This is a genomic window from Cupriavidus sp. 01L45, assembly GCF_056399885.1.
In genome coordinates this window covers 1-24,647 of the sequence record NZ_JBFTSG010000073.1, presented here as the reverse complement: position 1 = coordinate 24,647, position 24,647 = coordinate 1, and the positions used below count along the sequence as shown (strand labels likewise).

The 24,647-nt window shown below is 63.9% G+C and carries 23 protein-coding genes and 1 riboswitch; of the genes, 12 read left to right on the top strand and 11 right to left on the bottom strand.

The features are described 5' to 3' along the window. Positions 1-279 precede the first annotated feature (279 nt). From AC1DT6_RS35630 to AC1DT6_RS35620, 3 genes are all read left to right on the top strand, one after another. The gene (locus AC1DT6_RS35630) at positions 280-3,132 is read left to right on the top strand and encodes an ankyrin repeat domain-containing protein (protein WP_477115363.1); all 2,853 of its coding nucleotides are present in this window, start codon (positions 280-282) and stop codon (positions 3,130-3,132) included. 988 nt (positions 3,133-4,120) lie between these two features. Further along, positions 4,121-5,050 carry a hypothetical protein gene (locus AC1DT6_RS35625; protein WP_477115362.1) on the top strand — a complete coding sequence of 310 codons (930 nt, stop codon included), beginning with the start codon at positions 4,121-4,123 and terminating at the stop codon, positions 5,048-5,050. Next, positions 5,047-5,376: a ribbon-helix-helix domain-containing protein gene (locus AC1DT6_RS35620; RefSeq protein ID WP_477115361.1), complete on the top strand. Its 330-nt coding sequence runs from the start codon at positions 5,047-5,049 to the stop codon at positions 5,374-5,376. The genes AC1DT6_RS35625 and AC1DT6_RS35620 overlap by 4 nt, the downstream gene beginning before the upstream one ends. Before the next feature lie 524 nt (positions 5,377-5,900). Here the strand turns inward: AC1DT6_RS35620 and AC1DT6_RS35615 are convergent. The 3 genes from AC1DT6_RS35615 to AC1DT6_RS35605 form a co-directional block, all read right to left on the bottom strand. Continuing rightward, positions 5,901-6,548, bottom strand: coding sequence for a hypothetical protein (locus AC1DT6_RS35615; protein ID WP_477115360.1), 648 nt, complete (start codon positions 6,546-6,548; stop codon positions 5,901-5,903). A 2-nt stretch (positions 6,549-6,550) separates the two neighbouring features. Further along, positions 6,551-7,228, bottom strand: a complete 678-nt coding sequence (locus AC1DT6_RS35610) for a hypothetical protein (protein WP_441635042.1) — start codon at positions 7,226-7,228, stop codon at positions 6,551-6,553. A 429-nt stretch (positions 7,229-7,657) separates the two neighbouring features. Continuing rightward, positions 7,658-7,927, bottom strand: a complete 270-nt coding sequence (locus tag AC1DT6_RS35605) for a hypothetical protein (RefSeq protein WP_441635040.1) — start codon at positions 7,925-7,927, stop codon at positions 7,658-7,660. A gap of 324 nt (positions 7,928-8,251) precedes the next feature. On the opposite strand from AC1DT6_RS35605, the gene AC1DT6_RS35600 reads away from it, so the two are divergent. Together AC1DT6_RS35600 and AC1DT6_RS35595 are read left to right on the top strand one after the other, a co-directional pair. After that, a complete protein-coding gene (locus AC1DT6_RS35600) occupies positions 8,252-8,518 on the top strand; it encodes a type II toxin-antitoxin system ParD family antitoxin (RefSeq protein ID WP_441635038.1) in 267 nt (88 codons plus the stop codon). Continuing rightward, positions 8,518-8,823 (top strand): type II toxin-antitoxin system RelE/ParE family toxin, encoded by a 306-nt coding sequence (locus AC1DT6_RS35595; protein ID WP_477115359.1) that lies wholly within the window; start codon positions 8,518-8,520, stop codon positions 8,821-8,823. The genes AC1DT6_RS35600 and AC1DT6_RS35595 overlap by 1 nt, the downstream gene beginning before the upstream one ends. A 236-nt stretch (positions 8,824-9,059) precedes the next feature. Here AC1DT6_RS35595 and AC1DT6_RS35590 read toward each other — a convergent pair whose 3' ends face one another. Both AC1DT6_RS35590 and AC1DT6_RS35585 read right to left on the bottom strand, forming a co-directional pair. Next, complete coding sequence (locus AC1DT6_RS35590) at positions 9,060-9,293, bottom strand: DUF2399 domain-containing protein (RefSeq protein WP_477115358.1); 234 nt, start codon at positions 9,291-9,293, stop codon at positions 9,060-9,062. A 191-nt stretch (positions 9,294-9,484) separates the two neighbouring features. Further along, positions 9,485-10,159: a DUF6946 family protein gene (locus AC1DT6_RS35585; RefSeq protein ID WP_477115357.1), complete on the bottom strand. Its 675-nt coding sequence runs from the start codon at positions 10,157-10,159 to the stop codon at positions 9,485-9,487. Between the two features lie 277 nt (positions 10,160-10,436). Continuing rightward, positions 10,437-10,549: riboswitch (SAM-I-IV-variant riboswitch) on the top strand. Positions 10,550-10,577: 28 nt separating this feature from the next. Here AC1DT6_RS35585 and AC1DT6_RS35580 point away from each other — a divergent pair. The 3 genes from AC1DT6_RS35580 to AC1DT6_RS35570 are packed head-to-tail and all read left to right on the top strand — an operon-like array spanning position 10,578 to position 13,430. Beyond that, positions 10,578-11,009 carry a DUF3293 domain-containing protein gene (locus AC1DT6_RS35580; protein ID WP_477115356.1) on the top strand — a complete coding sequence of 144 codons (432 nt, stop codon included), beginning with the start codon at positions 10,578-10,580 and terminating at the stop codon, positions 11,007-11,009. Positions 11,010-11,020: 11 nt separating this feature from the next. Further along, a complete protein-coding gene (locus AC1DT6_RS35575) occupies positions 11,021-12,151 on the top strand; it encodes an ADP-ribosylglycohydrolase family protein (protein ID WP_477115355.1) in 1,131 nt (376 codons plus the stop codon). Further along, entirely contained in the window at positions 12,144-13,430 is a 1,287-nt protein-coding gene (locus AC1DT6_RS35570; RefSeq protein ID WP_441635024.1) for a DUF445 domain-containing protein, read from the top strand. The genes AC1DT6_RS35575 and AC1DT6_RS35570 overlap by 8 nt, the downstream gene beginning before the upstream one ends. 73 nt (positions 13,431-13,503) lie before the next feature. Here AC1DT6_RS35570 and AC1DT6_RS35565 read toward each other — a convergent pair whose 3' ends face one another. The 3 genes from AC1DT6_RS35565 to AC1DT6_RS35555 all read right to left on the bottom strand — a co-directional run bounded on the left by AC1DT6_RS35565 (position 13,504) and on the right by AC1DT6_RS35555 (position 18,159). Beyond that, positions 13,504-14,469 (bottom strand): helix-turn-helix transcriptional regulator, encoded by a 966-nt coding sequence (locus tag AC1DT6_RS35565; RefSeq protein WP_441635022.1) that lies wholly within the window; start codon positions 14,467-14,469, stop codon positions 13,504-13,506. Positions 14,470-14,474: 5 nt separating this feature from the next. Continuing rightward, positions 14,475-15,977 carry a DUF2779 domain-containing protein gene (locus tag AC1DT6_RS35560; RefSeq protein ID WP_441635020.1) on the bottom strand — a complete coding sequence of 501 codons (1,503 nt, stop codon included), beginning with the start codon at positions 15,975-15,977 and terminating at the stop codon, positions 14,475-14,477. A gap of 88 nt (positions 15,978-16,065) precedes the next feature. Beyond that, positions 16,066-18,159 (bottom strand): AAA family ATPase, encoded by a 2,094-nt coding sequence (locus tag AC1DT6_RS35555; protein ID WP_477115354.1) that lies wholly within the window; start codon positions 18,157-18,159, stop codon positions 16,066-16,068. 195 nt (positions 18,160-18,354) lie between these two features. Between AC1DT6_RS35555 and AC1DT6_RS35550 the strand changes: the two genes are divergently transcribed. Together AC1DT6_RS35550 and AC1DT6_RS35545 are read left to right on the top strand one after the other, a co-directional pair. Further along, entirely contained in the window at positions 18,355-19,161 is an 807-nt protein-coding gene (locus AC1DT6_RS35550; protein ID WP_477115353.1) for an SIR2 family NAD-dependent protein deacylase, read from the top strand. Positions 19,162-19,208: 47 nt separating this feature from the next. Further along, positions 19,209-20,840, top strand: a complete 1,632-nt coding sequence (locus AC1DT6_RS35545) for an ATP-binding domain-containing protein (protein ID WP_477115352.1) — start codon at positions 19,209-19,211, stop codon at positions 20,838-20,840. 64 nt (positions 20,841-20,904) lie between these two features. On the opposite strand, the gene AC1DT6_RS35540 is transcribed toward AC1DT6_RS35545, so the two are convergent. After that, positions 20,905-21,270: a hypothetical protein gene (locus AC1DT6_RS35540; protein ID WP_441635013.1), complete on the bottom strand. Its 366-nt coding sequence runs from the start codon at positions 21,268-21,270 to the stop codon at positions 20,905-20,907. A 198-nt stretch (positions 21,271-21,468) separates the two neighbouring features. On the opposite strand from AC1DT6_RS35540, the gene AC1DT6_RS35535 reads away from it, so the two are divergent. Then, the gene (locus AC1DT6_RS35535; protein WP_441635011.1) at positions 21,469-22,233 is read left to right on the top strand and encodes a hypothetical protein; all 765 of its coding nucleotides are present in this window, start codon (positions 21,469-21,471) and stop codon (positions 22,231-22,233) included. 30 nt (positions 22,234-22,263) lie between these two features. Here AC1DT6_RS35535 and AC1DT6_RS35530 read toward each other — a convergent pair whose 3' ends face one another. Then, on the bottom strand, positions 22,264-23,328 hold the full coding sequence (locus AC1DT6_RS35530) for a helix-turn-helix transcriptional regulator (RefSeq protein WP_477104524.1): 1,065 nt from the start codon (positions 23,326-23,328) through the stop codon (positions 22,264-22,266). Positions 23,329-23,501: 173 nt separating this feature from the next. Between AC1DT6_RS35530 and AC1DT6_RS35525 the strand changes: the two genes are divergently transcribed. Next, positions 23,502-23,837 carry a nucleotide pyrophosphohydrolase gene (locus tag AC1DT6_RS35525; RefSeq protein WP_045240417.1) on the top strand — a complete coding sequence of 112 codons (336 nt, stop codon included), beginning with the start codon at positions 23,502-23,504 and terminating at the stop codon, positions 23,835-23,837. Between the two features lie 35 nt (positions 23,838-23,872). Here the strand turns inward: AC1DT6_RS35525 and AC1DT6_RS35520 are convergent, their stop codons facing one another. Beyond that, positions 23,873-24,373 (bottom strand): hypothetical protein, encoded by a 501-nt coding sequence (locus AC1DT6_RS35520; RefSeq protein WP_477115351.1) that lies wholly within the window; start codon positions 24,371-24,373, stop codon positions 23,873-23,875. Positions 24,374-24,647: the final 274 nt, after the last annotated feature.

Here is a 24,647-nt window from a genome sequence, read left to right as displayed (position 1 = left end):
CGTCGCCACGAAGTGCGACCGCGCCACTTGGCCCGGCACGGACCACCGTGCCCGCGGGAGTTCAAGGTGAAGCGAACAATGTTCAGCATTGAGCGAATCTCGACACTGGTGAGCATGTCTATCGTGAAGTACTGGGAGCCCTGCTCGCCACCATCAGCCTGAGGACAATTGCACTGAAAGTGCACTATGCGGTCTGTATGTCCCTTCGAGATCCTGCTTCCTTCTAAAATACCAACCTTGGCAAACCGATGGGCTCGCGCCCCTGGCACCAGCACAGTTATGAAGATCCTTGAATACATCGGCCTCGACGTCTCCCGCGTCAAGAGCAGCTACCGCAAGGTCACGGAAGCCATTGGCCGCGATGATTTCCGCGCGGCGCAGGTCAAGAAGCTGACCGGCCCCACGCATGGCAAGTTCTACCGCGCCCGGCTGGACGATGCCAATCGCCTGTTGTTCTCGCTGGTGCGCCACGACGGGCAGGCCTGTGCGTTGATGCTTGAGGTGATCGAGAACCACGATTACCGGAACAGCCGCTTTCTGCGTGGCGCGGAGATCGACGAAAGCAAGATCCCCGACATCGACGCGGCCGAGGCGGCGCGCGAGGCCGTGCCTGTGCGCTACCTGCATCCTGAGCGTACCGACATCCACTTGCTGGACAAGCCGATTTCCTTCGATGATGCCCAGGAGTCTGTCTACCGCCAGCCCGCGCCGCTCGTCCTGGTCGGTTCCGCCGGCAGCGGCAAGACCGCGCTGACCCTGGAAAAGCTCAAGCATGCGGAGGGCTCGACGCTGTATGTCACGCACTCTGCCTATCTGGCCCGCAATGCCCGCGATCTCTACTACGCCAACGGCTTCGAGCATCCAGCCCAGGAGGCGGAGTTCCTCTCGTACCGGGAGTTCGTCGAGTCGATCCGCATGCCGGCTGGCCGCGAGGCGGGCTGGCGGGACTTCGCGGCGTGGTTTGAGCGTCAGCGCCAGCATTTCCGCGATATTGACGGGCATCAGGCCTTCGAGGAGATCCGCGGTGTGATCACCGCCGGGGCGCACGGTGTGCTGGATCGCGATGCTTACCTGGCGCTGGGCGTGCGGCAGTCGATTTTCGCGCAGGATGCGCGAGGGCGCATCTACGACCTGTTCGAGCGGTATCGCGCATGGCTGGCCCAAAGCGGCCTCTACGACCTCAATCTGGTGGCCCGGGAGTGGCAGCCGCTGGCGGATGCCAGGTACGATTTCATCGTGATCGATGAGGTCCAGGATCTCACCATGGTGCAACTGGCGCTGGTGCTCAAGACCCTCAGGAAGCCCGGCCAGTTCCTCTTGTGCGGCGACTCCAACCAGATCGTGCACCCGAACTTCTTCAGCTGGAGCCAGGTCAAGAGCTTGTTCTGGCATGACCCGCAGCTTGCCGAGCAGCAGGCGCTGCGCGTGCTTGCCGCCAATTTCCGCAACGGCAGCGAGGCAACGCGTGTTGCCAACACGCTGCTCAAGGTCAAGCATCGCCGCTTCGGTTCCATCGACCGGGAGAGCAACTTCCTGGTCGACGCGGTAGGCGGCGACGCTGGCCAGGTGGTGCTGCTGCCGGACAAGGACAACGTCAAGCGTGAGCTTGACCAGAGCATCCGCCAGTCCACGCAATGCGCCGTGCTGGTGTTGCGCGACGAGGACAAGGCCGAGGCGAGAAAGCACTTTTCCACGCCCCTGCTGTTTTCCATCCATGAGGCAAAGGGGCTGGAATACGAGAATATCGTGCTCTATCGCTTTGTCTCCGACCAGCGTGGCGAGTTTGCCGAGATTACCGAGGGCGTCGACAAGCAAGACCTGGCCGCGGACACGCTGGCCTACCGGCGCGCCAAGGGCAAGAGCGACAAATCGCTGGAGGTCTACAAGTTTTTCGTCAACGCGCTCTACGTGGCGCTTACCCGTGCGATCAAGAACCTCTACCTGATCGAGTCCGATACCGCGCATCCGCTGTTCGGCTTGCTCGAACTGGCCCAGGGCGGCCAGGCCAAGGTAGAGGCGCGGCAAGCCACACTCGAAGACTGGCAGAAGGAGGCAAGAAAGCTCGAACTGCAGGGCAAGCAGGAACAAGCCGACGCGATCCGCCGCGGCATCCTCAAGGAGGTGCCGCCGCCATGGCCCGTGTTTGACCAGGCCAAGGTGGAGGAACTGCTGATCAAGGTATTTCGGGAGCAGGCGCCGGGCGCCAAGCCCAAGCAGCAGCTCTTTGAGATTGCGGCCAGCCACGATGAGCCGGTGCTCGCGGCATGGCTCGTGCAGGAGGCCGGCTTTGCCGCCGCACAGCATTTTGCGGGGCAACGCAGCGGCCTGGCACGCAAGAGCTTTGCGTCTTATTTTGCTGGCAATTTCAAGGAGATCCTGCGGCAATGCGAACGCCACGGCATTGAGCACCGCTTGCCGATGAACCAGACGCCGCTCATGGCCGCCGCTGCCGCCGGCAATGTGGCGTTGGTCGAGGCCTTGCTGGAACGCGGCGCGGATCGCGAGAACATTGACCACTATGGCCGCAACGCATTGCACTGGGCCATGCTGGAAGCGTTCCGCTCGCCTCAGTTCGCCGCAGGCCCTTTCGCGGCGCTCTACGAATTGCTGGCGCCGCCGAGCATCGATGTGAATAACGGTGAGCGGCTGGTGCGCATCGACCGGCATTTGTCCGAGTATTTCCTGTTTCAGACGATGTGGGCATTGTTCAAGTCGCGATTCACACACATCCACCGTAAGCCTAACGGTGCCTTTGAAACGCAGGCGCTGCTGGAGGCCTGGCAGCACTTGCCCGCGCATGTGGTGCGGCCGGAGCGCAACAAGCGCCAGCACCTGTCCGGCGTCCTGGCGAGAAACGAAGTGGACCGTGACTATGCGTATAACCGCATGCTGTTCAAGCGCTTCGAGCAAGGCTGGTATCAGTTCAGCCCGGCGTTGTCGGTACGGCGCCGGCATGAAGGGCAAGAGACCTGGGTGCCGATCTATGAAGCGCTCAACCTGCCGTGGATCAACGAGTCCTCCTGGGAAGCCGTCTGGAGGCACATGGATCTTTACCTCGGGCTGGCCCGGATGCCTGACCGCACCGTGCCCATCGCCGCTGAACGTGTCGTGGCGCGTGTGAATGCGAGGTGATCCGGGGTGGTGATACGCCTGGCGAACTGTGGTGGACAGGGCGCCACGCGCCGAGATCGCGGCGGCTTTATCGAGTGGCACCCGGAAGTCTGCTGAAGATATGTTCGCAAGACGCGATAGCAAGTATCGCTGATGCGGCTCACGACTACGCCGCCGCCAAACAGGTTGCGCGGACCCATGGCCGGATACCGTGTCCACTGCGCGAGGCCTTCATAAGGCGTTACGCCGGCTCGCGCGTGTCTGCGAGGATAGTGTGCATTCTGCCGTGCCAGCGGGCGGAAGGGACGGTGGGCCTGTCGATATAGGCCCGGAAAGCCTTGGCGCGCGCATTCGTGTTTGCCGTGATCCATTCCAAGGCGAGAACGGTTTTTTGTTCCGCCACTGGCATCCGCGCGACTGGTGATGGCGTACTGCCTTGCGCCCGGCCGCGTTCCTGTTGTTTATCCTCGCTATAGCGCCGCACTCCTCCCGAGATACGGGGGCAGCTTTGCATCCAGGCCTTCGTTGGATACACGAACGCCCGTCGCCCTCTCACTTTTCGCGCGACGACTGTCACTCAGCGAAAGGCCCGGTTGGGATTCCGACTTCAACATTTTTCACATCTGACTAAATCGCGACCATTGGTGCTCGCTCAAGCGTCAGATTGCTGTAGGTGCTCCTTGCTGGCGTATTTGCCCAAAAAGCAAAAAGTGTAAATGAACGATGAATTAGTACACGTCCGATTTTCTTGGTATTTCAACTCTGCTAACGTCGCGCACAGATCTAGCGCGGTTGAGTCACCGGCCCGGTGTCCGAGTACCAGACCGCCATTGGCGATGTCGCCGGAACCGGCGCGGGCATCCGCGTTTCCGCCCAGTGAGCCAATCAAACAGTCACCAGCGACTGCTGGTTGCCGTGCCACTCGCACCGCCCGGCTATCTGAGGCTAAGGCGCCGCTCCTGCTGGCCACGCTCAGCTAGATCTCTTCAACAAAAAGGAGAAGAAATCCATGAACTCGCAATTCGAGCGTTACGCGATGACGGCTGTCGCGCTGGCCGTGACCATGACCCTGGCGGGATGCGGTGGCGGTAGTGACAGCCCGGAAACCGCTCACACTGATTCGGTCAATGGCGGTGGCACGATCACGCAGACAATCGACCCCACCGTGTTAGGTCAGGAGTGTTTGCAGGCGCCTGCGCAAGGCGCCAGGAGCCACGTCTCGGCATCCTGGATCGTGCCGGTCCAAGTCGACGTGGTGGATGTGGCCGGCTTGGGGACGCAGAGCTTTGACGGCAACGCCTACCCCGCGATTGACGTGCGGAACAGCAAGAACTTCTTCTTCGGCGAGGGGGAGCAGCACCACACTGTGTACTTGCATCCGCAGACCCCCGTCTTGCCGGCTGGCGCTGTGACATATGCCAAACCAGGCTCCGGTGGATCGGATCGACGCTACCGCTTCGACTACGCCGCCACCTCGCTGTCGGACCTGATCGCCTCGGGGAAGGTGCCTGCGGCAATGGCGTCTGGCGGGGGCGTTCCATGGAATAGTGCGATGCGCGCCAATATTCAGATGACGTCACCCGTGCTGGCCGGACTTGCCACCGGCCAATCCAGGACCTACACGATGTTCAAGCAAGCCGCGGACGGCACTGGTTCGTACGGGCTGACCTTTGGCGGGGTCGTTACCGAGCTCAAGTTCACGTATCTAGGGCGCGAGAACGTGGCGGCGCCGGATGGCACCTACGCGCAGGCCTGCAAGGTTGCCGTCGAAGGCCAGGTGCTGGAATACAGCTACCGTAACGATGGCAAGGTCACGATTGAGCCAGTCTTCCACGGCACGGTCTGGCTGGCGCCAAACGTTGGGCCGGTTCGCGTCGCCCTCACGGATGCCGACGAAAACACGCCGGTGCTTGATCTGTTTCTTCCTGCTGCGCGTTGATTGACGAACTCGCGTTTTCCGTCGCCATGACGATCTCGCATCATCGGCAATTAGTTGCCGATGATGCTAACGATCCCCACGGGCGCGGCCACGCAGTTCTCAAAATATCGCTTCAAGGGAATTCGATGAGCAGTACATCCTCTTCCCTTGTGCGCGCAGGTCTACGGTTGCTTGAGCAGCAGGAGCAACGCAACCAACTGGAAGCGGAGGCGCTGCGCGCTGAGATCGCGGCGACCCTATCGAGTGGTACCCCTAAGCCTGCCGAAGATCTGTTCGCGAGGATCGAGAGCAAGTACCGCGCTACGGACAAGAGCAAGCACCGCTGATGCAGCTCACGCCGCTCTCCGGGCAGGATCTGGAGTCCACGTTCTTCATCTGTCCTCCTTCCTGCACCTGTCGATGTGAACCTGCCTCAGTTTCGCCGGCGATATTTGCGGCATGTCGTAGGCAATGTTTGTAGCCTCGGTGGTCGTGGAGAGAAAGAGCGGGTCGCCCCCGCCAACCTGACTCAGTTTCTTCAGTACATCTTGCCTGGGCGCCCCTATATCGCGTAGTTGTGCGGCCATGAAAAGGAGGTCGGCCACGCACTGGCAGACCGACATCCTTTGCGCCTTGCTTACCTCGCCTTGCCTCGCTTGCGTTTGCGCATAGGCTCCGGCAGCGACAAACAGGGCAAYGGCTGCAAGCATTGCGGCTCGTAAAACTTGGTGGCTCATATTGTATTGCCCCCTCTTCTAATGAGGTGGTCTGGTCCTGCTACGCTGGATTCGCGCTTGTGACCATTATTCCCTTGCGCAGGGGGCAATCTGTCTGGAACCGAACCTTCGGTGCGGCTTTCTACGACGACGCGTCAGAAGCTGATCGCCGCTGAGACCACGACGACCTGCTCATGCGACGTCGGGTTGAACCAGTACACCGCGGCGGAGGCGCGCTTGCCGTTTACTTGCGCAAAGACGCCGCGTTGCAGGTCGCGGCCGTTTTCATACGCGCGCGTGCGCTGTCCGGCAAGGCCGACGCGGAGCCAGTCCACGGGACGGAACGCTAGCTCGGTCCAGGCGTAGGTGTAGGCGGACGGCTTGGCGTTCGGCACGTATTCGAACTCGACATAGGCATCCGCATAGCGGCCGGTCACCGTGGCCTCGAATCCGGGCACCACGCTGTTCGTGCTGCCCGTGACTCCCCCCAGGATCGGCGTGACCTCGAGGCGCACAGCTTCGCCGGCGGCAAGGTTGTACCCGGCGAAGAATGAGTACGCGTCCTTGCATTCATAGTTGCTCCGTGCTTCCAGGTGCAAGGCGCCGCGATTGGCGATGGCGATACCGGTGATATAGGCGTCGCTGCCGCTCGGCAGGTTGAGGTAAGCCGAAACCGCGCCACTCCACGTGGGCGCTTCCGCCGCGGGTGGCTGGCTTTCGCTTTCCCCGGCTGCGCGCGCATGCAGGGGCGCGGTCGCCGCGGCCAGCAGGAGGCAGTGCGCGGCCAGCCGGGCGGCCCACATGCTTAGCCTCCCAGCAGGATGATGGCCACGGTCAGCGCGACGCCCAGCACCGTCATGGCCAGGCCTGCGATCCAGCCGCCGAAGCCGGCATGGCGCCCGAGGGCGAGGCCGGCGCCGAACAGCATCACGATGGTCAGGACCCGCGATACCAGGAGCGCCGTCGATACCTCGGGGACGATAATGAAGGGAAGCGCAACCGGAAACGTGGCGAGTACGACAATCAGGAAGATCGCTGCTGCCGCCAGAAAGTCCTGGGCGCCCAGGGTGGGCGTCTCGGGCCAGTCGGTTGTCCTGGCGATACGGCTGCGTATCGCCTCCAGTTCCGCGTCTTCCACCAGTGGCCGCAACGTCGGTGAAAGCGCATTGCGCAGGCACGCGATGGCGTCGGACGGGTCGTTTGCGCTTCGCACCGCCCTGATCAGCGTCAGTTTGCGCCCCCGTTCGGTCAGGGTGCGGACCAGGTACATCACGGCATCGACAAGCCCCCAGGCCAGGTTGCAGCCGAGGGCAGTAAGGAACATGGTGCGGGCGGCATCCGCCGGGGCTGCCACTGCCGATACCGCCCCCACGAAGGTCAGCGCCATGAACAGGCCGAAGCACATCTCGGAAACCCGGTCGACAGTATCGAGCAGGCGGGGCCGGGCTTCGGCGGCATGCGGATCGATTGAGGTAGTCAACACTGGCGCGCACCTCGACATGTCTGCCCCCGCTGAGGTTTTCGTCGATGTCATGGCCGGCTTGATGGCATCGATCCTGCGCATCTCAGGCGGGCAGACGCCTGGACGCGACCGGACGGTGATGGCGGCGCCACCCGGACTGTCCGGATGCCGCCGTTTGCAGTGTAGGCAAGAATTCACACCGTGGCTGGAATCCGGCGCAAACGTCTCTTGGCCGCTATGCCGCATGGCCGAAGACGAAGAGAGCGACGAATCCGGGTGACGATTGCGGATCACGCCCGCGTCGCCGATTTCGCAACACGGTCTGCCTGTAAGGAGACAGCGCATCGCGGCGCGGCAGCGGGCGAGACGCGCACGCTCAGCACAAGGGTCGCCGAGCAGCCGATGCGTGTTCCGCTGCTGGCGGGCACGGCATTCGACAGGTACTCCCCATCAGTACTTGATGTCCCGCTTGTCCTGACGGCCCTCCTGCTTCGTGTCGCGCTTGTCCTGCCGGCACTGGGAGTTGCTCTTCTGGTTTGCGGCCCGGCAGTCGACCTTGCCAGAGCGCGCCTCCTGTTTGGCAGCCTGGTTTACGTCCCTGCCTTGTTGGCGCTGCTGCGACTGTTCGGTGGCCAGGGCGGCGCCCGATAGCGCCAGGAGTCCGGCCGTGGCCAGTATTCTGCCCGTCCGGCTCCAAAGGCCGTTTCTCGATTCGACCATTTTCACGCTCCTCATTGGCTGGTTGAGACGGCAGTCAGCTGTCGCGCCAGGCTGCCTTCGTATGCTCGTAGAGAGGCAGACCCAGGAAGCCTCCTCCGATAAAGGCGAGCATCCATTACCTGAAGTCCATGATAGTGCTTCGTCAGCACAGGGATCGCCGGCAATGAGGTCCGCCAGCAAAGACGAGCCGCCCGAAGTTTTCACGGCTACCTGACGGAGGGAATAACGCGGAAGTGAATTTTGATGCTTATGTGTCTTGACCGGGCCTGGCATGCCTGATGTAATAACTGTTGTTAACTGTTATTAAGCGCCAGGAGAATCAGGATGCCTACCAGTGTGGCCCTTGGCAGTCATTTCGAAGCCTTCATTCGTGAGCAGGTGCAGAGTGGGCGCTTCAACAATTTGAGCGAGGTTGTGCGCGCGGGTCTACGGCTGCTTGAGCAGCAGGAGCAACGCAACCAACTGGAACTGGAGGCGCTGCGCGCTGAGATCGCGGCGGGCCTATCAAGTGGCACCCCTAAGCCAGCTGAAGATGTGTTTGCGAGGCTCGAGAGCAAGTATCGCGTTGCTGACAAGAGCAAGCATCGCTGATGTGGCTCACGATCACGCCGCTGGCCGAGCAGGATCTGGAGGGCATTGCCGATTACATCGCCGCGGATAGTCTGGCGCGTGCGCTGGCGTTCATCGAGGAACTGCGTGGGCAGTGCCAACGAATCGCGCGGAATCCGGATAGCTATCGCCGGCGCCCCGAACTGGGTAGCGATATCCGTTCCTGTCCCTACGGCAATTACGTGATCTTCTTTACCGCAAGCGATAGCGAAGTGACCGTTGTCCGCGTTCTTCATGGCGCTCGCGATATTCCAGCGTTCTTTGGCGATGGAGAGCAGGACAGGTAGCGTTAGCTGACTGGGAGGGCCAATCCCGAGCGAACTTGCGAAAAGCTTCATGCCCATGCGGTCTCGCCGGGTGCGCAGTCTTCGTTTCCTAGGGTTTCTCAGGTTGATGTGCGCAGTCGTCGTTGGCGCTTTCCTGCGGTCCGTCATCAGGCCACCTGTCCATCACCGGCTTCACCACATCCGCAGCCAGCCACTTGGTACTCAGCGCGGCGGGAGGCAGGGTATGTTCCGGCCTGCTATAGCCGCAGATCTGGCAACAGCGACGCGGCCACCGCTTCTTCGGCAATGGACAACCCATGCTGTTGCATCGCGGGGGTCAAAGCCGGATCCCACGTTGCCGTCAAGCCCGCTCCAGTCAGATCGCGGCCTGTGTGCGGATCCGGATCATCTTGATCCGCAAGATTGTCGTCATGTCTGGCCAGATCGCCACGCAGTACATTCACTAAAGCCGCGATGCTGATGATCGTCATGACAAAACTTTCCTCAACGCCACGCCGAATACGGGTCAGGCGCACACGTTTAAGTCCCCGACGACGAGGCTTAAAGACAAGTTTTTCAGTGACGGTGATGCAATTCCTTTTTTTACTCGTGTGCAAGTAAGGTGGGCACCTGTGGCGGCACTGTAACCTTGGCACTTGGCTCGGTCCACTCGTGAGCCACCCTACCGCTCAAGATACCCCGAAGCCCCGCAAATCCACCCCAGATGCAGCTCCGTCTTCGGCAGCCTCTTCGCGCTGTAAAAGCAGTTAGGCCTAGCATCCAGCCCAAACAACGCAGCGAACGCCCGATAGTCTTCAAACCACGCATTCGTCGGGCTGAACGAGTGAACGAGCATCACCGCGTGATCCGCGTTAAAGCGTTCCGCTCCCAGGATCGCGGAGGCGGCTCTGCGCAGCAACTGATACCGGATCGATAACGGGATCTCCAGCAGGCCGAGCGTTTCGGCGAAGAAGTCGAGGCGGGTGTGCCTTCCCGGCGTTCCCGATTCCAGCCACTCCGCCAGCGTGCGGTCGAAGGGCTCGCCAACTTTGCCTTCCACAGCGAAGGAGATCAGTTGGCCGTCGCATTTGCCCAGTACCCGGATGTCGCTCTGCGATTTGGTGGTGCGGCGCGTAATCGCAGCCTGGTGCTCCGGGGGGGCGGGCAGCATGGCTGTGCCTCGCAGGACCGGGTAGGCTTCGATGGCATTGGCGATTTCCGCGGGAAAGCCTTCGGCGTCCTGCCAGCAGTGGGTCAGCGTGCGGGCGGAGTAGCTGGTTTTCCAATGCTTCACCAGTTCGGCAAGGATGGGTGCCCAGCCATCGGCCACGGTGGCTGGGGTGTAGGTTCTGCTCATCTTTCTTCCCCGTCGGAGAATAGCGCCCCGGCTCGGCGCATGCCGGGTGCTTGAGAGGACGTTAGCACTAGCGGGTGGCGCCATATGTTCGGTCGCCAATAGAACACGAAGATGCCTGCCGGCCAATGCGCGGTACGCGCCTCATTGCGTCCGGCGGATGCTTCGTTGGCATGCGTAAGCGATGGGTCGCCGGCCGAGGCAGGACTGGATCCGCGGCCCACAGCCTGACGCGGCGGCGCGGCGTCCTTGACATGCATTCCATCCCCATGTTCCAATCCGCTCACATTCTGATTTGGGTCGACGCCCATGCCAACCTGCCTACCCGGGCAAGGTGGATCGCGAGAGCGGATGTGGTTCCTTAGTCGTTGAGGAACAACCAAGCGGGCACTGCGTCGACCCTCCTTGCACGGAGGGTTTTTTGTTTTCTGCCTCAGTCATTGATCGCGAACTCATCCAGGCTTACCTGGAGACGCACTATCACGTCCACGGCGATGCGCCCGCCACGTTAAGGGTCGGCGAGCCCAATGCGCCGCTGGCGGCGTTGCACGATGCATCCGGCGTGACATGCAGCGCATTTATCACCGCCTGGAACCCGTTCAGCCAGCAGGCTTGCGACGATGCAACCAATGCACGCCGCCAGGCGGCGCTGGCGTGCGAGCTGACGCGGCGCGGACTCACGTTTGTCGATGGCATCGGCCAGCATCCTTCGAACGAATGGCCGGGCGAGGCCAGCTTCCTGGTGCTTGGTATTCCGCTGGAAGACGCGAAGGCGCTCGGCACCGAGTTTGAACAGAACGCGATCATCTGGTCCGGCGCCGATGCCGTGCCTAAGTTGATTCTCTTGCGATAAGCGGAGGTGACATGAAGCAAGACCTGCCTGTAATCCAACCTGCTTCCAATCCCGTTTTCAAGCCGACTGCGCGCAGCCGCTTCCGTGGCTGCCTGCTCGGCGGCGCTGTCGGCGATGCGCTGGGCGCGCCTGTGGAGTTCATGACGCACGCGGAGATCGTGGAGCGCTTCGGCGCTGGCGGCATCACGGATTACGCGCTGGCTTACGGCGGCATCGGCACCATCACCGATGACACACAGATGACGTTATTCACCGCGGAAGGTTTGTTGCGTGCCTGGGTGCGGGGCGTCAGCAGCTATCCGGACGCGGTGGCGCGCGCCTATCTGCGCTGGCTGCATACGCAGGGGATCCGGCCCGCATGGCATGCCGATCTCATCCTGGCCGAGCCGGGGTCGCTTTGCCAGCAGGCTGCGCTGCACAGCCGCCGCGCACCGGGCAACACTTGCTTGTCCGCGCTGGAAGCGATGATGAAGCTGGGTGAGCCGGCGCATAACGACAGCAAGGGCTGCGGCGGCGTCATGCGCGTGGCGCCGGCGGGGTTGTTCGCGTGGCGGCATCCGGATCAGCGATCGCCCCCGCATGCCTTCGATCTTGGGACCGCGCTTGCCGCCCTCACCCACGGACATCCGAGCGGATCGCTGACGGGCGGCGTGCTGGCTGCGCTGGTCCACGAACTGGCTGACGGCGCGACATTGCCCGATGCCTTGCGGACGGCCAAGGCGTGCCTGTGCGCGCAGCCGGACCACGAGGAAACGCTGCTGGCGATCATGCACGCGGAGCAGCTTGCCGGGTCCGGCGTGGCGCATGCGGATGCCATCGCCCGTCTCGGCGAAGGCTGGGTCGCGGAGGAGGCGCTGGCGATTTCCATTTACTGTGCGCTCGTTGCCCGCGATTTCCGTCACGGCGTCATACTCGCCGTGAATCATGACGGCGACTCCGATTCGACCGGGGCCATCACGGGTAACTTGCTGGGTGCGCTGTGGGGCGAGGAAGCGATTCCGCGCCAATGGCTGGCGCCGTTGGAGCTTCGGGAGGTGATCGCGGAGCTGGCGGATGACCTGAGTGACTTTCCGACGTGGGATGTCAGGATGGATTCTGGCCAGCCGCAACCCGACATGAACTGGCAACGCCGACATGGATAAGCATAAAGAAAAGGAACTGAAGCGGAACAAGGGCCGGGCCCTGGCGTTGCTGCTGGTTGCGACGGCAGTGTTCGGGGTGACGGCGTTCCTGCCGCCAGGCCTGGGAGTGAACTGGATCAAGGCCATCGCCGAGGCGGCGATGGTGGGGGCGCTGGCCGACTGGTTTGCCGTGGTGGCCCTCTTCAGGAAGGTTCCTATTCCCTTTGTGTCGCGGCATACCGCCATCATCCCGAGCCACAAGGACGAGATCGCGGACAACCTGGCGGTGTTTGTCAGGGAGAAATTCCTGGACCCCGACTCGATCGTAGCGCTGATCCGGAAGCACGATCCGGCGCAGCAGGTGGCGGAATGGCTGACCAGCCCCGCCAATACGGACCGGCTTGGCGCCTATGCCGTCAAGATGCTGAGCGGCATCCTGGAGGTGATGGAGGATGCGCGCATCCAGGGGTTCATCAGGGATGCGATCCACGCCGCCATCGACAAGGTGGACCTGTCGAAATCCTCGGGCGCGATCCTGGATAGCCTGACCAGGAACGGCAGGCACCAGGAACTGCTCGACGAAGGCATCCTCCAGTTGCTCAAGCTGCTGCAGGAGCCCGGGACGCACAGCTTCATCTCTACCAGGATCATCGAATGGCTCAAGAGCGAGCATCCGGTGAAGGAGAAGGTGCTGCCTTCGGAGTGGATTGGAAACAACGGCTCGGAAATGATCTCCAACGCGATCCGGAGTCTGCTCGACCAGATCGGGAAGGATCCCGGCCACGCACTCAGGCGGAATTTCGACGAAGCCGTGGCGAGCCTGATCGGGCGTCTCAAGAGCGACCCGGCCTTCCTGCAAAAGGGTGAGGAGATCAAGCAGTTCGTGAAGAACGATGAAATGCTCAATGCTTACACCAGTGAGCTGTGGGGCGAGTTGCGCAACTGGCTCAGGCGAGACCTGGACAGCAGCGATTCCCTGCTGCGCGGCAAGGTGGCCGCTTCCGGCCAGTGGATGGGGAAAACGCTGGCGCAGGACCCTGCGTTGCGCAGTTCGTTGAACGGGCATATGCAGGAGGCGGCGCGGAATATGGCGCCCGACTTCGCCCAGTTCCTCACCCGGCATATCAGCGATACCGTCAGGAACTGGGACGCGCGCGAGATGGCGCAGGTCATCGAACTGAATATCGGCAAGGACCTGCAGCTGATCCGGATCAACGGAACGATCGTGGGCGGGCTGATCGGATGCGGGCTCTATCTGGTGTCGCACCTGGGTGAGATCGTGCGCGTGTTTGCGCATTAGGCGCCGGGCGGCGCTGGTTTTCCGCATATCGGGCGCTGCATCCCATGACAGCGCCCGACCCGCCGCAGCCCACTTATTCGCTCGCGACCGGCGCGCGCCGTACATCGCTTACCTGGTCGCCAAAGCCCCGCAACCACCATTCAAGTTGCGCGGTCTCGACGACAGTCGCACTGATCTCGAACCGGTCTCCAGCCTCTCTGACTTCCTGGTCCAGCGACAAGCGCGATTCCAGCAGGTGCAGCCCGGCCTCCTTGTCGATGCGGAAGGTGAGGCGGATCAGTTTGCCGTCGCCGAAGCCGAACCGTCCGTCCGCGTCGAATTTCTGCAGATCGAACGCTGCCGGCCGCTCGAACGTCAGCGTCGATGCCTGCGCGGCCACGATGCGGTGCAACGCCAGACTCCGCTCGTTGGCATATCCTTCATAGCGGCAGACCAGGTACAAGCGCGCGCCTTGCTGGGCGAGCCCCAACGGCATCACCCTGGCGTCCTTGCGCTTGCCGGTCGCATTCTTGTAGTCCACGTCCAGCCAGCAGTTCGCGTAGAGCGCGTTGCTGACTGCCTCGAATACGCCGGGCTTGATCTTGGGCGGCAGCAGCGGTTGGGTGGTGCTGACCACTCTCACCTTGGAGAGCCACTCGCGCCCGCGCTTGCCGTTGGCGTGCGGTCCGAGATTAGTGCGCGCCTGCTGGAAGAAGGCTTCCATCGATTTCATCAGGCTGGCGGGAAGCAGGTTGCGCAGGTGCTGCTCGGCCAGCGCGAGCATGAGCGACTCCTGCTCGTTGAGCACCGGCAGCGACAGGCCGCTGGCCTGCTCTTTCCAGCGGTAGCCATAGGGCTTGCTGCTGTCGTCGCGCTCGATGCCGAAGTGCTCGCTGAGCATCTCGAGCTGGCGCTGGATTGTCCGGAGGTCCCGGGAGAGTCCTGCGTTGGTCAGCTGGACGTGCAGGTCGGCGGCGGAAACCTTGCGGTTGCGTGGAATGCGGCGCAGCAGTTCCAGCGCCAGCTGCACCGTTTCCAATGTATCGGGTCGCTTGGGCATTGGCGTTACAGCTTCAGGTCGCCGCGGCCGGCAAAGAACTGCCAGAGCCGTACCATGGCGAAGGTGTCCAGCCCGCAGTAGTCCAACAGTTGCCGTTCGATCTGATCCTTGCGGGCGCGGGTCGTGCCCGGATGGATGGCTTCCTGGTAGGCGCTCATGGCCATGCCGCCGTCCTGGACGCCGTCCAGTGCGTCGTATCGCAGGTCGGGGGCAACGGCGGGCAGTACTTTCTTGATGCTCCAGCTGCCTTGCTGGCTCGGGTGGTAGTAGCGTTGCTGGGCAATGGGCAACAGGTCGACCACGCGCGCGCTGATGGCCTGCAGCGGCGCTGCCAGGCGGGGAAAGCGCTCGGCCAGTTCGCGGATGCGCGTGGTTTCAAAGGCGGCGTTATAGACGAATACCGGCCCGCTCTCCCCGCAACCCGCAACCAGCGCCTGCGCGAACGCGAGGGAGGGGTCGTTGCCCGAGAGGTCCAGGAAGGACCGATGCTCCAGCTTGCCCGTGCGCGACAGGCGATGCACGCTGAACTGGAACGGCAGTTGCTGGTAGGGCCGCGTCCCTTTCCAGATCGGTACGGCGAACTGGATCGTCTCGAAGTCGAGGAAGTAGGCGGGCAGCTTGTGGGGCGCCAGGTCGGCCGCGGCGCCCGCGGCGTCGAAGAATGCCTGTCCGGACAGCGTATGGGTCTTGACGAGGCGCTGCCGCTCGTTCAGGAGGCGGTCCGGTACGTCCCGCAGGTCGGTCACGCCGTCTTGCTCGATCAGCGCCTTGAGTGCCTTGGCCTGGATGCGGGGCAGCCAGTGCACCGGGAATTCCGCCGAGGGCTCCTGGCTCTCGCAGTAACCCAGGAAGCCGCACTCGTAAGGCTGGTTGCAGTGCCGGCCGCTCTTCATCGCGGGCTCGCCAGGCTGGCTGGCGATGCGCTGCGCTTCGTCAATCCAGCCCTTGACCTCTTCGGCGCGCCCGAAGGCTTGTTCCGTCAGGTCGACTTCCGTGAGTAGCCCCTGGTAGTCGCCTGCACCCGGATAGACCCACTGGCTGTCGATATGCGCCAGCGCGATGGCGCTTAGCGCCACGCCGGCGCTCCTGGCGACAAAGGCCTGCACGGCGGTGTCGTCCTGGTGGTAGTCCTTCACGCTGGTCGATGATTTGACTTCGATCATCCGCCAAGTCCGCTTTCTTGCGGTCACGCCGGGCAGCATCACATCGGCAAACGCCAGTGCGCCGGCCGCGGAGAAGCCGGCTTCGAAGATCGGTTGCGCGGCGTCCAGCGAGGCCTGGCTGCGGGCGAAGGCGGCGGCGAAGCCTTCGCTCTGCGCGTCGATCAGCACGCCCTGGCCGTCCGGGTCATAGAGGCGGCGGGCAATGTCTCCCACCTGGTGGCCGATCGCGAAACTGGCCTCGGTGGCGGACGAATCCTCGCGGCGTTCCGGGCGGTGAATCTCCAGCCAGAGCCGTTTGGGACATTGCCGGAAAGCCATCAGTTTGGACTTGGACAGTGAGCGCATTTTTCTTCTCGTTCTCGTTGCCGTTCTTGTTCGATTGTTTCGTTGCTTTCGTATGCGAGGCCACGGGATTATTTCACGCGGATTGTCTTCAAAGGAAGCCGAAGGGGCCCTTTGCCCCTTCCTTCATCGCGCACTCCACCTCGAGCGCGGCGACGAAATCCGCGGGCGAGCCAATGGGCCGGAAGCGGTGCTGGCGCGAAACTGCCGCAAAGTCTCCGGGCGTGAGCTCGCGCAGCCGGCCGAGCCGCGCTTGCAGCGCCACGGAAGGCGCCGCGAGCGCAAGCGCCTGGCAGTGACGGGAGAGCAGCGCCGATGCCTGGGCGGGCTTCAGGTAGTCAAAGCGCACTTTCAGGTCGAAGCGGCGCAGCGCCGCCTGGTCCAGCCCTTCGACCAGGTTGGTCGAGGCGATGAACACGCCGTCGAAGGATTCCATCTGGGTCAGCATTTCGTTCACGAGGCTCACCTCCCAGCCGCGCTGCGCGCTGCGGCGGTCTTGCAGGAAGCTGTCCACCTCGTCGATCAGGAGTACCGCGCCGTCCTGCCCGGCCTGCCGGAAGGCGCGGGCGATATTCCTTTCGTTGTCGCCCACCCATTTGGACATCAGGTCCGAGGCGCGCTTCACATGCAGGGGCACGCCCATCTGTTCCGCCAGCCAGCGGCCATAGGCGGTCTTGCCGGTGCCCGGCGGCCCATAGAGGCAGAGCCGCGCCGTTCCGGTCCGGACCACTCCCGCTGCGAGTTCGCCCAGGTCGGCGTCCGCATGGAGGCACGCGGGATCGTAGGTCTCGGGCAGCCGGCCGGGGTTTGCCTTGCCGATTAGCTCGTGCCCCTGTGCTTGCAGCGTGTTGTCGATCAGCAGCGCCATCGCGGACGCCGCGCCGGGCGCGCCCAGCTCTTCGCGGATCGCCTGCACGACCGAGGCGGCGCGGGTCACGATGGCGGGCGCCAGGACCTCGGACTCGGCCATCCGCTCCACGGCGCGGGCGTCCAGCAGGCCCAGGCAGGCGCTCTCGATAATCCTGGCGCGCTGTATTCTGCCCGGCACCGGCAACTCGATGACCATGTCGAAACGCCGCAGGAAGGCCGCATCGAGGCTGGCGGAGTTGGACAGCCACAGGGTGGGCACCGGGTTCGCCTCCAGAATCCGGTTGATCCATGCCTTGCGGGCCTGTGCCGTGCTCTTGCGTCCGAAGAAGCTGTCGCCGTCGTTGAAGACGTCTTCCACTTCGTCGAACAGGATCAGCGCCTGGCGCTGCCCGAAGAAGCTCTGCGCCGCCCGGAAGGCACGCAGCCTGCGCTCGCCATCGATCGGGTCGCCGTCGTCGTCCTCGCTGGCGACTTCGAAGAGTTCGCGGCCCAGGTCCCTGGCCAGTACCTTGGCGAGCTGGCTCTTGCCGGTGCCGGGCGCGCCATGCAGGAAGATGTTCACGCCCTTGCGCCCGGACGACAAGGCATGCCGCAGGTAGGGCCTGAGCACGGCCAGCGAGGCGTTGACGTGCTCGTAGTCCGCCAGCGCCAGTTGCGCGGGCGCGGCCAGCGCCACGGTATCGCGCAGCAGGCCGACTGGATCGGCATCGGACGAGACGATATGGTCGGCGAAGCTATCGGATAGCAGCTCCAGCTTGCCGTTCAGCGTGGACCGGCAGCTCCGGTCGACCGAGACCAGGCCGGACTGCGCGAGCACGCCCTGCGTGGCCAGCGCTTCGCGCACGGCCGCTTCGGGCAGGTCGAGCAGCACCGCCACCACATGGAACACCTTGCCCGACGAGAGCTGGCCGAGGCAGTCCGCGGTGTCGTCGAGCAGGCGTTCATTCTTGAGCATCACGACAAATTCGAGGATCCGGCAATCCGTCTCGGAGAGGCCGACGAGCTCGGCCAGGCGCGCGATATTGGTGTTGAGGTAAGCCGAGGCGGGCGTCTCCCGGCACGCATCCTCCGCGTCCTGATGCACTTTGCGCAATTGGGTCCGGACTTTCTTCGCGTCGAAATCCCCGGCCTCCGGATCGATCCATTCCCCCAGCCCCAGCATTTCCGCCAGCCTGTCGTTGCTGAAGCCGCCGGACTGGATAAAGTCCTGGTGGCCGCCCAGGGGAACAAGCAGGCGCAGCAGCCAGAGCCGGATGGCCGGCGAGAGATCGTGCGGAATGCGGGAGTAACGGGTTGGGCGGCGGCGCGGAATCACAGTGATCTCCTGTCTGGAACGAGGTCATTCTCGGCACACCTGCGTCAGCATGTGTCGCATGCGCGAGCCGGCCCCGATGCGACACGATCTGTCGCACCAGCCGGTTATCCTGGTTTCCGTTCACAATGCCATTCGACAGAGCTGTCCGTTCTGCCACGGCGCAAGACAGCCCGCCACAATTCTCGGGAACTGAACATGGAGCAAACGATTTCACCGGAGCTGGTGGCCGCCCTGCGCGGCGCCAGGCATCTCGTCATCCTGACCGGGGCAGGCGTTTCCGCGGAGAGCGGCGTTCCGACATTTCGCGGTCCGATGAGCGGACTTTGGGAGCGCTTCGAGCCGGCACAGCTTGCCAATGCCGATGCGTTCCGCCGCGACCCCGAACTCGTGTGGGGCTGGTACGAATGGAGGCGGATGCTGGTGTCGAAGGCGCAGCCCAATCCGGCGCACCTGGCGATCGCCAGGATGGCCGCGAAAGTGCCGCGCCTTACCCTGGTTACGCAGAATGTCGATGACCTGCATGAGCGAGCGGGCAGCGATAACGTGCTGCATCTCCATGGCCGCCTGCATCATCCCATCTGCTTTGCCTGCCGGCGGCCGCACGCGCTCCCGCCCGGCATCCCCGAGGAGCCGGACGATGGCCGGCGGCTGGCACCGCCCCTGTGCGGCCATTGCGGCGCGCGTATCCGGCCCGGCGTGGTCTGGTTCGGGGAAAGCCTGCCGAAGGACGTCTGGGAGGCGGCGGCGGCCGCCAGCGACGAGTGCGACATGCTGATCAGCGTGGGTACGTCCGCGCTGGTCCATCCGGCTGCCAGCCTGCCCCTCAGGGTGGCGGAGCGGCGCCGGCCGGTGGTGCAGGTCAACCCGGAGCGCACGGCGCTCAGCGCGGTAGCGGACTACGACCTGACGGGGCCGGCGGGGCTGCTCATGCCCGCGCTTTATGAGGCCGCCTGGGGGCCGGCCGCGGCCTCCCTGCCCCCTGCCTCGCTGGTATTCCGGTAGTACGCATTCAGGTATCCTCGCGTGATTTCAATGCGAGGAGAAGTCTGGTGGCACGCGTGATTCCTGACGGCTGGGAAACGATGCAGGCAAGTGGTCCGGTCCAGCGTGAACTGGAAACGCTCGCAACCCTGAGCGCCGGTCTGCCTGACGACTATACGGTCTACCATGCCGTGCACTGGACCAACGTGGAACGCGCGCACGCGATCTACGGGGAGATCGACTTTGTCGTCGTGAACCGTGCCGGGCAACTGCTGATCATCGAGCAGAAGAGCGGCTATCTCGAAGAGACCGCCGAGGGCCTGGCCAAGAACTACGCGGGGAAGATCAAGGTGGTATCGGTCCAGATGGGCCGCACCGCGGACGGCCTGCGCGGCAAGCTGGTGCGCAGCCTGAACGGCCAGGGTGTGTTCATCGAGCATCTGCTCTACTGTCCGGACTATACCGTGCGGAATCCGCTGACCGCCGGCCTGTCGCCGGAGCGCATCGTGGACGCGCGGCGGCGCGGGGAGCTGTGCGGGCTGATCCAGGCAATCCTGCCGGCGGGCGAAGACGGTCCCCTGGCCGGGCGGGTCCATGGCTTCCTGTGCGACACCATCCAGCTGGAGACCGACGTCAGCGCGCTCATCGGCCAGGCGCGTGCGCTGGTCACGCGGGTTTCCGGCGGGCTGTCCCACTGGGCACGCCAGCTCGATATCGAGCCCTTCCGCCTGCGCGTGACAGGAACGGCTGGCTCGGGCAAGACGCAGCTGGCGCTTGCCGAGTATCGGGACGCCATCGCGCGTGGACGGCGCCCGCTCTATGTTTGCTTCAACCGCCCCCTGGCCGATCATTTCGCGCGCATTGCGCCAGCTGGCGGGCTGGTCTGCACGTTTCATATGCTGTGCGACCAGTTGCTCAGGCATAGCGGCGGCACGCCCGATTTCAGCGCATCCGAGGCGTTCTCGAAACTGGTCGCGGACGTGGCGCCTCTGCCCGTTACGCCGGCATTCCTCTTTGACACGGTGATCGTGGACGAAGGACAGGATTTTGCGCCCGAATGGCGCGACCTTGTCCTGCGGCACGCCAGCCCGGATGCGCGCGTGCTCTGGCTGGAAGATCCCATGCAGAACCTCTACGGCCATCCGCCCGCGGAGCTGCCGGGTTGGGTCCGGCTTCGCGCAAGGAGCAACTTCCGCAGCCCGCGCCCGGTTGTGAAGCTGCTCCAGCCCCTGCTGCCGCCCGGCGTGGAGATTGAGGCGACCGCGCCGATCTCCACGGCCGAAGTGGAGTTCCTGGTCTATGGGGACCACGCCGGGCTCTTGCAGGCGGTCAAGGACGGCATCCGCATGTGTTATTCGGCGGGCTTTCGCAAGAACGACGTCGCGCTGCTCAGCTATCGCGGCCGCGAGAATTCCCGCCTGCTCGGCTATGACCAGCTTGGTCCCCACACCCTGCGCTCGTTTACCGGCAACTACGATGCTTGCGGGCAACCCGTCTATTCGCAGGGCGATGTGCTCGCCGAATCCGTGTTTCGCTTCAAGGGCCAGTCCGCGCCCGCGATCGTGTTCGCCGAGATCGACTTCGAGGCGATGGGGGAGAAGGAGATCAGGCGGCTGTTTGTCGGCGCCACCCGCGCCACGATGAAGCTCATCCTGGTGCTGTCGGAGCGTGCCGCGGGGGCGTTGCTGGAAAAGATCTAGCCAACGCCGCCGCGGTTGTCCTCGCGGCCCGGGCGCCATTGGCTCGCGCAGGGCGGATGCACCGTCATCTGTGGCCGTTCCATGCGGGATCCGTATCCTTGTCAAGCGCCGGCGCGAACTGCACCCCGCCCCACCTCGGGTGGGAGCGATCAAACGGCGCAGCGCCGAGCCGCGGTTGCGCCGTGTTATAGACGAAGAAATGGCGTCCCGCGGCGATCAGCTCCGCACGCAGCCGCATGTGCTGCGCGGTGCCGAGCTTCGGCGCATGCGCAAGGAACGCCTTTCCTTCCAGTTCGGTGTCTGGCGTCCATATCTGCCACGTGTACTTGTAGAATGCGGGGTTCGGGTGCATCTTCTGGCTGAAGTAGTAGCCACGGGGCGGCGCCATCGCGAACGCGCGGGCGAACCCCGCGCGAGACGGTATCCACATCGCGCAATCCTCAGCGGTACATGACGAGGTACGTGACGCTTTCCGCGACACGGAAATTCGCGTCCTTCAGCGTGTCCTGGCGCATGCTGCTCTCCTTCATGTCGGCGGGTGGGAACAGGCATCATGTTGGTCGCGTATCCGCGCATCGGATGCGCAGATGCGGGCTGAAACTGCACTCCTCAGATCGGAGGGCAAGTCATGCAAGTCACTACCAATGCCGCGTCCAGCGAGCGGACGCAAATCGCCAACCTGAAGCACTACCCCCGCCGCGTGCTGCTGTGCCGCTGGGGTTTCTCCGTGGACGAGGCTGCCGGGCTGTTGCCGGACCTGCCCTCACTGGAGGGCAGGCTGGAATGGACGCTGGACGACAGGGAAAAGCCCCGGCCCGACCTGGTGGTGCACCTGGTCGACGCGACGCGGCTGAGCGGAGTCTGGGCAGGCGCGCGCTGGAACGCCATGGGCCCGGTGGAAGCCATGCGCAAGGCGCGCCAGCGCGGAACCAGCGAGATTGCCATTGTGCTGGGGTCGGTGCAGCACCTGCCGGCCGAACGCATCGGCTGCTGGATTCTGGCGGGGGAGCGCAGCCTGGCCGCGGCCCTCACCATCGTTGCGCGAACCGCGATCGAGCCTCTGTTCGCGGCGGGTGCGGGACGCCGCTCCGGGTTCCACGAACTGGCTGCGATGAATGCGTTGTGCGTCCTGGCAAGGGAGCAGGAGCAGACCAGCGAGGCGCTGTCCAAGCGCCTCGTCTCGGTGCTGTGGACAGCCGTCAACCGCTCGTATGCCGTGCCCGCCCGCCTCATGGTCGCCGCGCAAACGCATGTCATGGACCATGTGGATTCCTTCAATCCGCATCTGCTGCGGCGCATCCGCGCGTATCGGCGCAATTCGGGCCCGGTGGACCTGACGGCCGATATCACGATCGCCTATCCCTGGCCTGTGAGCGCAGGGCCGGCGCTATGAGTCCGGGCCCTGGCGGTGGCCCGGCGGCGCTTAGTCGGCGCCGGGCTCCTGCGAGTAGGCGGCGCAAGCCTGCCTGAGCTTCTCTCCGATCTCCTTGCGCAGCCCGGGGGGCGACAGGACTTCCACCCTTGGTGAGCGCTCCATCAGCAGGTTCCGCAGTTCGATCGAAGGGATGACGGTGGCGCTCAGCCGGAAGCCGCCCTCTTCCTCGATGATCTCCTGGTCGTCGGCAAGCCATTGTTCGCGGAACAGGTTCCTGATTCCTCCATCTTCCCGGATCCTGAGTTCGAGGCGGATCGGCGCTTCGGGAAAGAAGGAGAAGTACTGGTTGTCCAGGACATAGGCGTTCAGATTGAAGTCCGGGTCTGGCCTGCCCGCCTCGTCGGTACATGCCGCGGAGACAAAGCGATCCAGGCGAAGCTGATAGCGCCTGAAGGTGCGGTCGCTGCGCTCCCTGCTTGCGACGAGATACAGCACCGGGCCGCGCTCGACCAGCGCAAGGGGCACCACCAGGAACGTGGCGGGCTCGTCGCTGTCCAGCCTTGAGTTCTGATAGCAGACGGACAGGACCTTGTTGGCGTAGAGCGCGCGCCTCACGGCGTTGAGGATCTCGTCGCTGATCGGCGGCGACATCAGTGGGTAGCCAGCATCGATTCGCACGGTCTTGGTTGCCCAGGCACGGGCATCCATCAGGGTCGGGTCCACGGGGCTTTCGCGCAGGACCCGGTCCGCGCCGGTGAAATAATCCTCCAGGTCACTGATCACATGACTCGGGAGATGGTTGGGCGCGTGCTTTTGCAGCGTCAGGAGCGCAATGGCGAGTTCCAGCGGCGGGCGGCGGGCCATATCCGAGATCGCCTTCCTGCCGGTGCGCCACCATACCCGCGCGCGCGAATTCCCGGTCTTCCCGACCAGCCCGTCGCTCTCCAGGCGCTCCAGCGCCCGGTTGATCGTGTCGCGTTCCGGCGGGTCGTTAGGGTGGAGCCGCTTGATCCTGGCGATTATCTCCCCGGAGGCGATGCATTCTTCCGCCGCCGGGGGCATGCAGGAGAGGATGTCGCTTTCCAGGCGAGGCCATTTAACCGAGGTGACCATTTTTGTTTTTTTGTCGTGCGATTGGGAGCCGTATCGTAGCGGATTCACGCATGGAATGCGTAGATGGCATGGTAGGGCGCCAGCGCCGCATCACCGTGCCGTTGCCGGTCACGCATCGCTGCGCATTCGTGGTTCAATACACGCAGTACATATTTCCCGCGCAGTGAACCATCATGACCCTGATCGACATCAAGAACCTCCAGCAAGCCGCGGCCGCATTCGGCGAGGCGCGCGGCTGGGGCAAGTACCACAGTCCCAAGAACCTCGCCATGGCGCTCAGCGTGGAAGTGGCCGAACTGGTCGAGATCTTCCAGTGGAAGACCGAAGGCGAAGCGCGGGAGATCATGTCCACCGATGAGCGCGCGCATGTGGAGCAGGAGCTTGCGGACATCACCATCTACCTGGCGCAGTTGCTGAACGCGCTCAACGTGGATCTGGATGCGGCGGTGAAAGCCAAGATGGAGATGAATGCGCTGAAGTATCCGGCGAAGGCCGGCAGCGCGGATTGAAGTGAGGCGGCGCCAAAGCAAGGGCGCAGCCCTTGTCATGCCTCAGCGCGCCGCGGCACCCTTTGCCCGCCCAGGCGCGGATTGGGATACTCGCAACCGACTTCGACCCGGCCCTTGTACTCCCGGGCGACGATCCACGCGCCGCGCGTACTCTCCCGGGCCAGACCACGGCCGGCCACGCCCCGCAGCCCGAGCTGGCTGGCCACGGCATTGAGGTCGGTGGCATCGGTGATGCCATAGGCAGCGTAGTTGCCAAACTGGTAATCGCCAAAGCGCACGTCTCGTGCCGCGAGGCCGGCGATGGCGACAGGCTTGGGCGCACGCCATACGGCCGAGCCAAAGCCGCTCAGCGCCTCATTCTTGCTCCAGCCGGGCAGCCCGTCTTCTTCCAGCGCATCGACATAGGCAGCGACACCACTGGCCTGGCCCTTGCAATCGAGCAGGGCGGGCAGCGGCGGCATGGTTGCCGCATGGCAGGCTGCCGCGCCGGAAAAGGACAGCGCGACCAGGGTGAAGCGGAGAAAAGACTTCTTCATATTGTTCTGATTCTTTGGTGGTTGGAAAAGCGTGGCGGAGGCATAAATGCCCGCGGCATGATGCCTGTGTGTTGTAGCTCTGAGGGCCACACCCCAGCGCGATGCGAAGCGAGCCGTCAAGGTGTACCAGGCCGTATGGGGCGCCTCGGGATCCGGCGAAAAGAGCGGAAAAGAGGGACCCATGTTTGAGTATCGCCTTAAGGCGGCGATGCGGGTTTGGGTCCCGGCCGCGCTTTTCGCCGGATCCCGAGGGGGTGTGGCCCCCTCCGGCGCG